This window comes from Haloactinospora alba (genome assembly GCF_006717075.1).
Taxonomy (GTDB): domain Bacteria; phylum Actinomycetota; class Actinomycetes; order Streptosporangiales; family Streptosporangiaceae; genus Haloactinospora; species Haloactinospora alba.
On sequence record NZ_VFQC01000002.1, the window covers coordinates 139709 to 152923 of the forward strand.

Here is a 13215-nt window from a genome sequence, read left to right on the forward strand (position 1 = left end):
ACTCTCTCCCTACTCCGGTTCCGGGACCCTACGAACGCTTCCTGGGCACAATGCGGGGGAGGGCCTCCGGCTCCGCCTCCCCGCTGCGCCGCCGCTCCACACGGCCGGCGAGGTCACCCAGGCTCTCGGCTTCCCACATGTCGCGCATCGCGATCCGGACGCCGAGGCTCTCCGTGATGCGCGCCTGCAGGCGCGCAGCGAGCAGCGAGTCACCGCCGAGCTCGACGAAGCTGTCGTCGGCGCCAACGCGTTCCAGCCCGAGCAGCTCGGCCACCAGAGCCGCGACACGTGCCTCCACGTCGCCTCGCGGCTCCCGGTACCGCCGGGTCGGGCGCCATCTCCACCAGTCGTCCGGTGGAAGCGCCAGCCGGTCCACTTTGTCCGAGGTGTTCCTCGGCAACCGGTCCATCGGCACGTAGGCAACCGGGACCATGGGTTCCGGGAGACGCGCGGCGGTGTACGCGCGCAGCTCGCCGGGAGACACGTCCCCCTCGGGGACGACGCAGGCCACCAGCTGGGTGGCGCCGTCCTCCTCCGAGCGCACCGCGACAACGCACACCTGCGCCACACCGGGGTGGCTTCCGAGCGTCCACTCCACTTCGCCGACCTCGACCCGGTGGCCGCGCACCTTGACGACATCGTCGATGCGCCCGTGGTGCTCCAGTACCCCGTCACCCCGGAAACGGCCCGCGTCCCCCGACCGGTACAGTCTGCTTCCCGCCGCGCCGAACGGGTTGGGACGGAACCGGTCGGCCGTCAGCGCGGGGGCGTCCAGGTACCCCAGGGAGAGGCCGCCGGTATCGATCCACAGCTCCCCGATCTCGCCCTCCAGTGTTGGGGTGAGGTCGTCCTCCAGGACGTGTACCCGCACCCCGGGAAGGGGGCGCCCCACGGGAGGGGGCGCGGAACGGTCGGCAGGGGTGGCGGTGCGCGGTGTGCACCGCGCCTCCCACGGGTGGAGCGCGTTAGCGATCTGGAACGTCTCCAGGGAACCGTAGGAGACGGTGATCTCGAACGGGAGGTCTGCGGGCGCCCAGCGGTTGAGTTTGTCCCCACCGAGGGTCATGAGTCGCAGTGGTGTCTCCGCCGGCCACTCCAGGGTCTGCAGCATCTCGCCGAGCGGGGTGACCACGAAGGACTGCGTGATCCGGTTGGCAAGCAGCCAGTCCCGTAGCGCCGGTGGCGAGGTGAGGACCTCCTGGTCGACGACGTGGACGCTGGCGCCGCGCCACAACAGGCTGCACACCTCGTGTATCGCGATACCGGCGCCGGCGGGGCCGAGCCACGACCCCCGGTCGTGGGACGTGGTGCCGTTCACCTCCGCTCCCGCTGCCGCACCGGCGCTCAGCCAGCTGTGCTGGGCGAGGACGATCTTCGGCTGCCCCGAGGACCCCGAGGTGTGCAGGGCGTAGGCGAGATCGTCGGGAGACACCGCGAGGTCGGGGTCGTCGGTTCCCGTGGCCACCGGTGCGCGGGCGTCGCAACGGACCGTCGGCACCGACGACGGTCCCGGCTCCCCCTCCTCGGCCGCGCCGCGCACGAGAACGGCGACGCGGGCGGTCGCCACGGCGCGGGCGTTGCGTTCCGCCGGCGCGTCCGGGTCGAGCGACATGCACACGGCACCGGACTTGAGCGCCGCCAGCATGGCGACCACCCAGTCGAGGGAGCGTCCCATGTGGAGCCCCACCACGTCCCCCCGGTCCACCCCGTGGCTCCGCAGCCTCCGTGCCAGGTTGTTCGCCCGCTGGTTGAGCTCCGCGTACGTCAGCTCGTCCTCGCCGTGCACGACCGCCGGTGCGTCGGGGATGGCGCGGGCATGCCCCTGGACCACGCGCGGCAGTGGAGGCCGGGGCCCTCCCGCCTGGGGCGGATGCTCCTCCCGGGACGTGTCGTGGGCGGTTCGAGCGGGAGCCATCAGCACCCTCCTTCGTGTCACCGCCGCGGAACGGCCGCGCGACCGGCCCGCGGATACCGTTCACACCTTGACCCGCAGCTCCTCCGGAACGTCGTCCGTGAGCCGGTACACCGCGCCGAGCACGACCCATCCCACGGATCCCAGCGCCAGCAGGGAGGCGAGGACGAACGCCATCGCGTTCGCGAAGACCACCGCCACCGCGCTTCCCAGAAGAGGGCCGACGGCGTTGGCCCCCCACACGAACGGCAGCGCGACCCCGCCGACACGCCCCATCGCCTCGGGAGGCGTGGCCTTCTGGATGAGCGTCATGATCCCGACGTTGGCGATCGGCGTCGTCAGGGAGGAGAGGCACTGGGACACGACGATGACGGCGAACGCGAACGTCGTCCCGCCGAGCATGGCCGCGGGGAGCAGGCCGAACGCGACAGCGAGCATGCCGTGGGTGAGGATGAGGGTGCGCCCCATCCCCAGCTTCTCGTTGATCCGTTGGGAGAACAGCGCCCCGACCACGATGGAGGCGCTTCCGACGCCCAACGCGAGGCCGACCTGCGCGGCAGTGAAGCCCAGGTCCTCATAGGAGAAGACGATGATCATCGCCAGCGTCAGCGACACCGCCATGTTGCCGAAGGTCCCCATCAGCGTGAGGTACCGCAGCAGCCGGTTCCCGAAGGTCAGGGTCACGCCGTCCCGGATGTCCTGCAGCATGGCGGCGAGGCCGTGCCCGGAGGGCTGGGGCTCGGGTTCCGGTTTGCGCACCAGCAGCAGGGCGATGCTGGAGGCGAGGTAGCCCACGGCGTTCGCGGTCAGCGCCCGCGCGGGACCGACCAGGCTGATCAGGCCGCCACCCGCCGAACGGCCGACCACCTGGGCGACCGAGCGGCTGAGCTGTGTCTTCGCGTTGCCGTCGCTGAGATCCTCCCGATCGAGCAGGTGGGGGAGGTAGGCCTGGTAAGCCAGCTGGAACACGACGTCGAAGACGCCCTTGAGCAGCGCCGCCGCGTACAGGTGGGTCACCGTGAGCTGGTCCAGGAGCGCCATCAGCGGCACCGACCCCAGGATGACGCACCGCGCGATGTTGGCGATCTGCATGAGCGTCCTGCGCCGGAACCGGTCGGTGACACCGCCGAGGACCGGAGCCAGCACCACGAAGGGGAGCCACTGCAGCGCGGCGAGGAGGCCGACGCCCACCGCCCCTTCCCCGAAGACGAGCACCGCCAGCGATGGGAGTACGACGACGCTGATCTCGCTGCCGAGCAGGCTGATCGACTCTCCGGACCACAGGGAGAGGAAGTTGCGGTCGCGGAAGAGGACGGAGCGTTTCCTGCCGCTCGTGGTCTTCTGCTCTTCGGGATGGTGATCCGTGCTCATCTACTCGTCTCGCCTAGCTCTGCGCGGCAACACACGACATCATGCTACAGAATCAACGACTGTCAACACTGGTCGACAGTAGCAGCTCCACCACACGACCGCCATGAGTCAGGAACTCTTCACTGTTCATCCCATATGTACAGCGATCAGAAGACTAAAGACGCATAATCGGCAAATACACCAATAAAGCTATATCGTGTCCGCATGGACGACTCAACGAAGGACATCCCGCTGGCGTCGATCCAGGAACACTTCTGGTCCGCTGGAGAGGTCAGCGCCGCGGACGGCTCCCTGCGTGAATGCGTCGCGCTCCGGGTCCACGGTCCCCTTGAGCGGCGGTTCCTCCAGCACGCGGTACACGCGCTGCTCACCCGCCACGAGATCCTGCGCAGCACGGTCACGTCCGACGAGGACGGCGCCCGCATGCGTATCCATCCCCCCAGCCCCGAACCGGACCTGAGCTGGTTGGACCTGAGCCCGCTTCCTCCCGCCGAGCGGGAGGAAGCCGCGCACCGGCACGTGCGCGAGCTCGCCGGAGCGGACATCGACATGGCGGCCGGCCCCCTGGTCCGCTTCCTCGCGCTCCGGCTGGACCGCGACGACCATGTCGTCGCGCTAGGGGTGCACCACATCGTCGCGGACGCTACCGCGGTGCGTCTCATACTGTCCGAGGTCAGCGAGGACTACCGCGCCGCCGCGCGCGGGGCACCGTCCGCCGTTCCCGAACCGGAGCTCCAGTACGGGGACTTCGCGCTATGGGAGCGGAACACGCTGCTCCCGGCCGCGGAGGAGAGCGACGGCGGCTTCTGGCGGGAGACGCTCCGCGACGCACCGGCGCGGCTCGACCTGCGCCCGGACCGGCCGCGTCCACCGGTGAAAGGCACCCGGGGGCATCGCACCACGTACCGTTTCGACGCCTCCGTGGGCGCGGGCCTGCGCGAGTTCGCCCGGCGGAACCGGACCACACCCTACACGGCAGCGCTCGCCGCGTTCTCCGCGCTCATCGCCCGCTCCACGGGCGAGAACGACTTCGTCCTCGGTGTGCTCTCCGCGAACCGTCCGGTCCCCGAGGTAGAGAACCTCATCGGCCAGTTCGCCAACACCATCCCCCTGCGCGTCACCATGACGGCGGACGCCGACTTCGCGGCGCTCACCGCCCACTGCGGACGGGTCGTCGCCGACGCGCTCGACCACGACCGTCTCGCCTGGAGCCGTATCCTCGAACATGCCCGACCGGAACGCGATCCCAGCCGCACCCCGCTCGTCCAGCACCTGTTCCTGCCCGCGGTGAACCCGCTCGAGGACCTCGCTTTCTGCGGGCTCCCCACCCTGCCGGTGGAGGTGCAGCGCGACCGTGGCAGGTTCGATACCGTCATCGAGCTGGAGGTCTCCGAGCGCGGAGCCCGCGTCTGGATCGAGTACGACACCGCCCTCTACACCGAGGACGGGATCACCGCCCTGCTGCGCGACTACGAACGGGTACTCCGCCACTGGCTGGCGGAACCGGACACCCCCCTCTCGCGCCTTCCCCTCGGCGAGGCGCCGAACGGCGGGCCCGCAGCGGACCTGCGAGCCGCGCTCGACCTGGACGCCGCGGATACCGTGCTGGTGCACGAAACGCTGGCGGAAGCCCCCGCGGTCCGCGCTGCCGCCGAGACGGCCGGGGCACGCGTCCGCTCGGCGGGAGCGGACGGGGAACCGGTGCCGCGGGCGTCCGTCGCACTGATCCCCGCTGACCTGCTCGGCGCGTACTCCGAGGAGGGCGCCGCTCGGATCATCCTCGTCACCGAACCGGTCACCGCAGCGGATCTGGACCGCGGGTCCTCCCGACGCGTACTGCGCCTCCTGCGGACGGCGGCGGACACCCTGCTGGTCGTCGACATCACCGGGCTTCCCGACACCTGGCCGCGGGTCGTCCACGTCTCCGGAGGACACCCCGTGGTCGACACCGGCACACCGCAGTTGTCCCCGCACACCCCCGGTACCCTCCACGTCTCCTCATCCCCCACCTCCCTCACGGCCCGCTGGAGCCCCACCGGGGATCTGGAGATCGTCGACGGGGCGCGGTTCACCGCGCCGGATCCCGGAGCGGCTTCCCTCGCCGAGGACGACCCGCTGCTCGGCCTCGTGCGCGAGCTGTGGGCGGAAGCGCTCCGGCTGCCGACGGTCGCTCCCGACGACGACTTCTTCGCCAGTGGCGGATACTCGATCGTGGCGACCCGCCTGGTGACGGAACTGAGCGACACCCTCCGTGTCGACGTGCGCGTACGGACGCTCTTCGAGAACCCGACCCCCGCCCGGCTCACCACCGCGCTCCGCAGCCGTCACCCGCACCTCGACGCGTTCCTCGAACTCGTCGCGGCGGCGCCACGGGAGGACCCCCCAGTGCCGGAAGCCGCACCGGAGCCGGTCGCCCCCGCTCGGGAGGAGCGCACGATTCCGCTACTGGCCGCGCAACGACAGCTCTGGTTGGCCGAACAGGCGAACCCTGGGGCACTCACCCACACGATCCCGCTCCTCCTCCACATCACGGGCCCGCTCGACGGCGAGGCGCTGCGCGGCGCGGTGGGAGACGTCGTCGCTCGGCAGGACGGCCTGCGCGGCGTATTCGAGGAAGTCGACGGGGAACCCGTGCAACGCGTCCTTCCGTTCCTCGGCATCGAGGTGGAGTACACGGATCTGAGCCCTCTGCCCCCTTCCGAACGCGCCGCGCGGGAACAGCGCCTCAAGCGCGAGACCGCCTACGGCGGATTCGACATCACCACCGGCCCCCTCCTGCGTGCCCGGCTGGTCCGTACCGGTGAGGAGCGGCACGTGCTGCATCTCCTCTTCCACCACCTGGTCACCGACGAGGTGTCGATGACGGTCTTCATGCGGGAGCTGTCGGAGTTCTACCGCGCGCGCGTCACCCGGGAACCGCCGCGCCTGCCTCGTCTGGATGTGGGGTTCGCCGACCTGGTGACCGCGGAACGGGAGGCGCTGGCCGGCCCGGAGGGGGAACGGCTGCGGCGGTACTGGGCCAGGGAGCTCGCGGACGCGCCGGTGCTCGCTCTGCCCACCGACCACCCGCGGCCGGAACAGCCCAGCTTCGTCGGCGAGTTCCTGGAGAGGCCGGGGCCGCGCGAACTCGCGGAGGCGATGGGACAGCTGGCCCGGGCCCACAGCACCACCGTGTTCACGGTATTCTGCGCCGCGACCACGGCCCTCCTCCACCATTTGAGCTCCTATACCGACATCGTCCTGGGGGCGCCGAGCGAGAACCGCGGCACACGCGGAGCGGAGCATCTCGTCGGCTGCTTCCTCAACGTCCTGCCCGTACGGGTGAACTGTTCCGGCGACCCGACCTTCACCGAACTGCTCGAACGGGTGGGGGAGAGCCTGTTCCGCGCCTACGAGCACCAGCGTCTGCCGTTCGCCGAGATCGTCGATGCCGTCCGCCCGGAACGCACCCCCGGGCAGCACCCGATCTACCAGGTCACCTGCGAACTGCAGCTGCCCGACTGGATGCCGATCGACCTCCCCGGCTGCGCCACCAGCTATGAGCTGGTCTCCCACGGCACCGCCCGCTACGATCTGTCGTTCCACGCCTTGATGCACCGAGAGGGGATCTCCGCCATGCTCGAGGTCAACACTTCCCTGTGGGAACGCGACACGGGACTGGCCCGGCTCGACCAGCTCCTGGGGATCCTGTCCCGAGTGACCACGAACCCGAAGTCGCGGTTGTCCGAGCTTCCGGTGTGAGGCGGGGTCAGGCCGAGCGCAACTCCAGCTCACCGTGGCCGCCGGCACGCGCGATCCGGGAGACCTCGGCCTCCACCTCCTCCCACGGCGGCTGCTGGGCGTCCGGGAACAGCGACACGGTCACCCGGCCTCCATCCAGCTCCCAGGTGCCGACGATCCGGCCGTCAAGCACCACCACGGGCGAGATCCAGCCGGCCGTCCTACTCACCTTGGAACGGTGGTGCCCCGGGAGGACCTCCGTCTCCTTCGTCCCCGCGCCCAGCACGTACTGGTCGAAGGCGCCAAGCAGCCGCACGGTCCCCTGCGGCCGGGTGTCGGCCAGCTCCTCCGCGTGCTCTGTCAGAAGGTAGGCGCTACGTCCCGCCACGTCGACCTCGGTCAACCGGTCCCCCATATCGGCGAACCACCGGCGCAGCGGTGCTTTCCGCAGACTGTTGCGCGTCAGCCAGGCGTCGAGCATCTCCGGGGTGGCCGGCCCGTGGGCGCCCAAGTACGCCGCGATCACAGCGGGTGCGGCCTCGTCCGGGTCCGGTATCCCCGGCCAGTCGGGAACGAAGCTCGCCGGCCGGGTGAAGGTGGTCGCGTTCCCGTCCTTCGGGCCATGGCACAGCGCCCCCTGCCACGCCAGTGGTTTGAGGAGCGTGCCCCATCCGGAGCGGAGCTGCTCCTCCAGCGAGGAGAAGCGTGGATCGCGCACGAGATGGGAGACCAGCTCGTCCCGGGTCAGCACCCGCCCGTCCAGCAGCTCCGCGACCGCTTCCACCAGATCCGCGACCTGTCGCGGCGTCGCGCCGAACGCACGCTGCCAAGCTGGTTTCTCCCAGGTACGCGCCGAAGCGATCACGGAAAGGTAGTTGGCCGCGTCCCGGGCGGGCAACAGGTGGAGTGTGCCCCGCATCGACCACGTCTTCAGCAACGACCGTTCCGAGAGCGCATGCTCGATCCCGTCGGGCTCGGGATCCTTCTGTCGTATCCCCACCGCCGTCGCCGCCGGCGCGGCGACCTGCGCCTGCACCCCGCACAGCCGTCCCACGACCTCCTCCGCGTGGGCGGTCGTAGGCGATTCGAGGAACTGCCTCCGCAGTCGCCACGCCAGTACACGGTCCCACGTAACCCGCACAGCCCATTCCTCCGCTCGGGATCCGTCTCGTCGCGCATTCCCGCTGACTGTGCGACAGGCTACACGCTGGACTCTGTACTGACGACATCTTGAGGCGACATATCCTGAAACGGCGCAGTACAACGACATGCGCGAGGTCGGACGATGCCGTCGGCACCCGTGCGTGGGCACTGTGGCAGCCGAAGGTGGGGCGGTGGGATGCCTGAATACGCCACTGGGCTGGGGAGACACTCCAGTCGCAACCACCCGCACCCGGACGCGCCATACGTGCGCTGAGTCACCGCGCCCCTACGTCCACACCGGTCCGCTGGGCGGTTCACGCCCGCAACCGGACCGGGCCGACGCCCCTCCCACCACGCACGCTCCCCGAACGGTGCGTGGCCGGCCTCGGGAGGAGGGCCACGTCAGTCCAGGTAACCGTTCCTCCGGAGACGGTCGACCCAGGCTTGCGCTGTGTAGCGGGGCACGTCGTAGTGCCGCGCGAGTTTTCCCACGCTCCGGGTCTCGAGGAACCGCGCCTTCACATCCTCTTTCGCCGGCATCCGCCGGTAGGGGCGGGTCACCCTGCTCTTCCCGCCACCGCTGGCTAGCTGCCTCGACGCTCTCCCAGCCGTGGCGGGGATCGAGGTCCGCGTACTCTCCGACTCCGTTCCCCCGAGAGCGCGCGCGAGCATCTCGAAGTCGATGTTGCGTACGGTCCGGGCGGGAAGGTCCCCCTCCTCACCCGCCCGGACGGTCATCTCCACGATGCCGAGGTTCTCGTCCTCATCGCGCTGCATCACGGCCTTGATCTCCGCTGGCCTCGTGTCGGCGCACTCCTCGTCTCCGTCGTGCACCGACACGGAGATGGTAAATCTCTTCTCTTCCTCACTCACAGTCACCACTACCCCGACTCCTTATGTCCACTTTCATCCACCTTACTTTACGCACAATCCCTATCACCCAACAGAATAGGTAGAGTGTATAAAGCAGAGATTATAGCTTTCCCCATGTCACGCGGGTGTCGTGCGGTAAGGGAGTCACGGTCGCGGCGACTGCGTTCAGTGCTCTCCCGCACCGGGGCCGAGCTCCGCGCACGGTGCGCGGAAGAGGGCTGTGGCAGTGGTTCCCGGCCGTACAGCACGACGGAGTACCGCCCTCCCGGAGACCGCACGGAGAGGCCGGCCGGCGCAGCGTCGTTCCCCGTATACCGGAGCACTCTCCACCGCGCGCGTCCGGGAGAAACGGCGCGCACCCGCGCTGGGACCCGTGTCCAGAATGTCTACTGTATTGGCCCGGCAAGGAACTCGACGCCCTGCCCTCCCCCTCGCGGCCGCGGGGACGCAGGGGAACCGCTCCTCGACTGTGGCCAGCACCGCGCATCCGGCCGCACCGCACGGGGACATCCCGTCCGGAACCGACCGGACAGGCCTGGACAGGGCGTGTCCGCAGTGCTCTGGAGATGGGCGTTCTGACGTGGAACCCGCTGGCCGCTGCGCTGGTGACCGACTTCGCGCAGGTCCCGGCCAAACAGCGCAACTACGTCCGGTTGGTGTTCACCGATCCCGCCATGCGGAGCCTGTACGCCGACTGGGAGGGTGCGGCCCACACCTGTGTGGCCCAGTTGCGTATGGAAGCCGCGCGGCATCCCGACGATCCGCAGCTGAGTGCGCTGGTCGGCGAACTGTCCGTGCACGACACCCGGTTCCGCCAGTGGTGGGCGACCTCACCCTCGACTGGGACGCCCTGTCCCGCGCGGCCGACCCGGATCAGCAGCTCATCGCCTGGAGCGCCGACCCCGGCACACCCACCCACGACCGCCTGCGCATCCTCGCCTCCTGGGCCGCCGAACACCACCGGCCCACCAACGACCCGGCCGGTTAGTCCTCCCGGTGCCGGCACATGGTGTCGACGCGGCCGGCCTGTCGGATTCCCCGTCGCAGTCCGGTTTCCGCACCGAGGTGCATGGTGACGCATGCCGCGGGAGGAGGAATGCGCTTCTCCCGGCTACGGGTGCCCCGCGCGGGAGCTCCGTCCTGGAGCGGCGCCTCCGCGGGCGGTTACGGAACCGACGCCTGGCCTCCCCGGAGTGGGTCACTCACGACGACGAGGTCCAGGTCGGGGTTGTGCCGTATGCCGTCGGTGACGACCGAGGGGTCGATCAGACCCTCGGTGTGCACGTGGTCGTCGGTCGCCACTCCGGTGACGTCGAAGAACGGTTCGAAGACGTCCGAGGTGAGCAGCCCGAGCATCTGCGTATTGTGCGCGGAGATCGCGAAGCTGTGCACGGTGCCGGCCGGGGCGTGCAGGAAGTCACCGGAAGTCAGCAGCACCTCCTTTCCGTTGGCCCACAGCCAGATCCGACCGGACAGGCACAGGAAGTTCTCGGTGTGCCGCTGGTGGAAGTGGCGGATGATGTAGGGCTGGGGCGCGGCGAGGGTGTTGACCGCGACGTAGCGCCCGCCGGTGTTCCGGCCGCGGGCCAGGTAGGAGTTCACAGCGTCCGGCCATCCGCGCCGGTCCCCGGTGCGGGAACGGAGGACGTACCCTTCGGCCCCGTCCGGCAGACCCTCGTCCTGAACGTCCCGGGCGGCCGCTCGCGGAATGTCGTGGACCCGCGCGCCCGCCAGGGGCGGCGTCCGTCCGGTGATGGTGGCGCCGGGCGAGTAGACGTGGCGTTCCACCTCCCTACCCGAGTTCACGAGAGGGTCCAGCGCGCCGCTGGGGGCGGAGAAGAACAGCAGCCGCGTCATGTGGGTGAGCATCCGGTAGGCCACGGGTGTGCCCTCCGGAACGTGGATGGAGTCCCCGGGAACCAGGACGCGGCTCTGACCGGGGAGCCAGAACTGGGCGCTGCCGTCGAACACGTAGTAGGAGTGCTGGTGGGAGGGCAGGCTGTGGAACGGTGTTCCGGCCGCGCGGGGGCCGAGGACGAAGGCGGCGTCGAAGAGTCCGCCCGTGTCGACGCCGCGGGCGATGACCGTCCACAGTTGGCCGTCGGTCTCGTAACGCAGGCCCTCTCCGCTGGCCAGGTAGTAGGGAACCGGTTCGCCGGGCAGGGCGTTGACGACGGGCGCGGGGCCGTGCGCGGCCTCCGGGTCGGTACTGGTCACGTGGTGCCTCCTGGTGCGGAACGCGGGGTGGGGTCGGATGCGGAACGGGATGCGAGGGTCCGGCGGAGGAAACCGTCGATGCTGTCGAAACCGAAGGTCGTCCCCTCGCCCGTGGCGTTCGGAGCGGCCGAGGTGCGGTGCAGGGCCGGGGCGGTTCCCTCGGTCTCCAGCCGGCCGTCGTCCATACCCTGCGGGGTGTCGGCGTCGCGGCGGCCTCCCGGGTTGAGGAACCCGTGCCGGTAGTCCTCGACGAGGTACAGCTCGCTCGGCGCGCCGACGGCGGTGAGGGCCTCGTGCAGACGTTCGCTCTGCCGGTGCGGGACGAGGGCGTCGCCGGTCCCGTGGGAGATCTGGAACGGAGGCGCCGCGGCGCTCACCCAGGCCAGTGGGCTCGCCCGCCTGGCACGTTCCGGAACCTCGGCAGGGTGGCCGCCGAGAAGCCGCGCCTCGGGCGGGGAGTCCCCGTCACCGGGAGCTGGATCTGGCGCCCCGGCGGCGACCGAGGCGAGGTCCGCGGGCGCGTAGGACTCCGCCACCGCTTGTACCGCCGCGCTCCCGCCGGTCTCCGTCTCACCGGGCAGGGTGGTGAGGTGGCCGGTGAGGCCGGTCAGAGCGGCCAGGTGGCCACCCGCGGAGGCGCCCCACACCCCGACCGCGCGGGGGTCCAGGCCGTAGTTCTCGGCGCGGGTGCGCAGGAAACGGACCGCCGCGCGCACGTCGTGCAACTGGGGGGGGGAAGAGCGCCTGGCCGGAGAGGCGGTACTCGACACTCGCCATGGCGCATCCGGTGGTGCGGGCGCGGCGGGCGAGGTCCGGTGCCAGTGTGCGGTCCCCGGTGAACCACCCGCCTCCGTGCAACCACAGCACCACCGGCACGGGGCGGCCGGGGGACACCGGGCGGTAGAGGTCGAGAAGCAGTGCGCCGGTCTCCCGACACGCGAAGACAACGTCCGGATCGACCCGCACCTCCCGTGGGGAAGAGAAGGGTTCGTGAACCATGCTTTCCATGGTGATAGGTACAGCGGACGGAAACCAGCGCAGTCATCCGAACGGGAATTCGGCTGATCCGAACGGTCAGGAATCCGATCCGTCCCTGAACTCGCGCGCCATTCGCGCGAACCGTTCCAACGGAGACGGATGCCGGCCGCGCCGCAGGTACAGGTACGTGGCCGCTGGTGGGGAATCCACAATGGGAATGAAACGCACCCCGGGTCGGGAGTACGTTTCCCGCGCGGATTCCCCGGCGATATTGACCCCCTGCCCCGCGCTGCACGATTCCAGAATCTCCTCGAAATTGCGTGCCACCGGCAGCAGGCGTGGCGCCGTGCCGTCGACGGTGACGGACGAGAGCCACCGCTGCGAGGCCGTCTCGTCCTCTGTGGACACGAAGGTCTCCTCCGCGAGTTCGTCCAGGCGCACCGAGGTCCGGTCGGCGAGCCGGTGCTGTTCCGGTGTCACGAGCACGCACGCCTCCTCCCAGAGCAGCAGGGATTCGAACTCGGGGGCCGGCGTCCGCCCGATCTCGACCGCGAACACGCAGTCCACGCCGCCGTTGGCGAGAGCCTCGGAGCATCCCAGGAATCCCAGTTGTCGGATCTGCCAGCGCACGTGGGGCATCTCCCGGGCGGCCGTCGCCATGATCGTGCGGAACCCCGGGCTGGAGACCATCAGGCCGACGCGGATGGAGGGAGTGGCGGTGTCACCCCTCCCCCAGTCCAGGACGTCGTCCATGGCCGCGACGGTTCTGCGGGCCAGTGGCAGCAATTCACGACCGTGGTCGGTGAGTTCCACGGTGCGGGACGAGCGGTCGAAGAGGGGACGGGACAGGCGCCGTTCCAGGGAGGAGATCTGCTCGCTCAGCGCCGAGGGACTGAGCCGCAGCAGCGCGGCGGCGTTCCCGAAGTGGAGCTCCTGCGCCACAGCAAGGAAGCATCTGAGGTGATGGATGGTGAGGTCCATTCCTCCCCTGCCCGGTCGTC

The 13215-nt window shown here is 70.1% G+C and carries 8 protein-coding genes and 2 pseudogenes; 2 read left to right on the forward strand and 8 right to left on the reverse strand.

Features of this window, described 5'->3' with window-relative positions:
• Positions 1–28 precede the first annotated feature (28 nt).
• Together FHX37_RS18210 and FHX37_RS18215 are read right to left on the reverse strand one after the other, a co-directional pair.
• Positions 29–1915 (reverse strand): non-ribosomal peptide synthetase, encoded by a 1887-nt coding sequence (locus tag FHX37_RS18210; RefSeq protein WP_141925447.1) that lies wholly within the window; start codon positions 1913–1915, stop codon positions 29–31.
• A gap of 60 nt (positions 1916–1975) precedes the next feature.
• A complete protein-coding gene (locus tag FHX37_RS18215; RefSeq protein WP_141925448.1) occupies positions 1976–3283 on the reverse strand; it encodes an MFS transporter in 1308 nt (435 codons plus the stop codon).
• Between the two features lie 204 nt (positions 3284–3487).
• Here FHX37_RS18215 and FHX37_RS18220 point away from each other — a divergent pair, with 204 nt between their 5' ends.
• Positions 3488–7024 (forward strand): condensation domain-containing protein, encoded by a 3537-nt coding sequence (locus FHX37_RS18220; protein ID WP_141925449.1) that lies wholly within the window; start codon positions 3488–3490, stop codon positions 7022–7024.
• Positions 7025–7031: 7 nt separating this feature from the next.
• On the opposite strand, the gene FHX37_RS18225 is transcribed toward FHX37_RS18220, so the two are convergent.
• Positions 7032–8144, reverse strand: a complete 1113-nt coding sequence (locus FHX37_RS18225) for a winged helix DNA-binding domain-containing protein (protein WP_211351949.1) — start codon at positions 8142–8144, stop codon at positions 7032–7034.
• Between the two features lie 404 nt (positions 8145–8548).
• Positions 8549–9028: a hypothetical protein gene (locus FHX37_RS18230; RefSeq protein WP_141925451.1), complete on the reverse strand. Its 480-nt coding sequence runs from the start codon at positions 9026–9028 to the stop codon at positions 8549–8551.
• 557 nt (positions 9029–9585) lie between these two features.
• Here FHX37_RS18230 and FHX37_RS18235 point away from each other — a divergent pair.
• A pseudogene (locus tag FHX37_RS18235) lies at positions 9586–10007 on the forward strand (MmyB family transcriptional regulator).
• A 176-nt stretch (positions 10008–10183) separates the two neighbouring features.
• On the opposite strand, the gene FHX37_RS18240 reads toward FHX37_RS18235, so the two are convergent.
• The 4 genes and pseudogenes from FHX37_RS18240 to FHX37_RS18250 form a co-directional block, all read right to left on the reverse strand.
• Entirely contained in the window at positions 10184–11236 is a 1053-nt protein-coding gene (locus FHX37_RS18240) for a quercetin 2,3-dioxygenase (RefSeq protein ID WP_141925452.1), read from the reverse strand.
• Positions 11233–11952, reverse strand: a complete 720-nt coding sequence (locus FHX37_RS18245) for an alpha/beta hydrolase (RefSeq protein WP_246062432.1) — start codon at positions 11950–11952, stop codon at positions 11233–11235. Before FHX37_RS18245 ends, FHX37_RS18240 begins: the two co-directional genes overlap by 4 nt.
• 70 nt (positions 11953–12022) lie before the next feature.
• A pseudogene (locus FHX37_RS23725) lies at positions 12023–12244 on the reverse strand (hypothetical protein); the annotation flags it as partial.
• A gap of 66 nt (positions 12245–12310) precedes the next feature.
• On the reverse strand, positions 12311–13195 hold the full coding sequence (locus FHX37_RS18250; protein ID WP_141925453.1) for a LysR family transcriptional regulator: 885 nt from the start codon (positions 13193–13195) through the stop codon (positions 12311–12313).
• Between the last annotated feature and the right edge of the window lie 20 nt (positions 13196–13215).

Bases quoted from the DNA above. Each gene is read 5' to 3' on its own strand.
- FHX37_RS18210 (WP_141925447.1), bottom strand. From the start codon at position 1,915: ATGGCTCCCGCTCGAACCGCCCACGACACGTCCCGGGAGGAGCATCCG.
- FHX37_RS18215 (WP_141925448.1), bottom strand. From the start codon at position 3,283: ATGAGCACGGATCACCATCCCGAAGAGCAGAAGACCACGAGCGGCAGG.
- FHX37_RS18220 (WP_141925449.1), top strand. From the start codon at position 3,488: ATGGACGACTCAACGAAGGACATCCCGCTGGCGTCGATCCAGGAACAC.
- FHX37_RS18250 (WP_141925453.1), bottom strand. From the start codon at position 13,195: ATGGACCTCACCATCCATCACCTCAGATGCTTCCTTGCTGTGGCGCAG.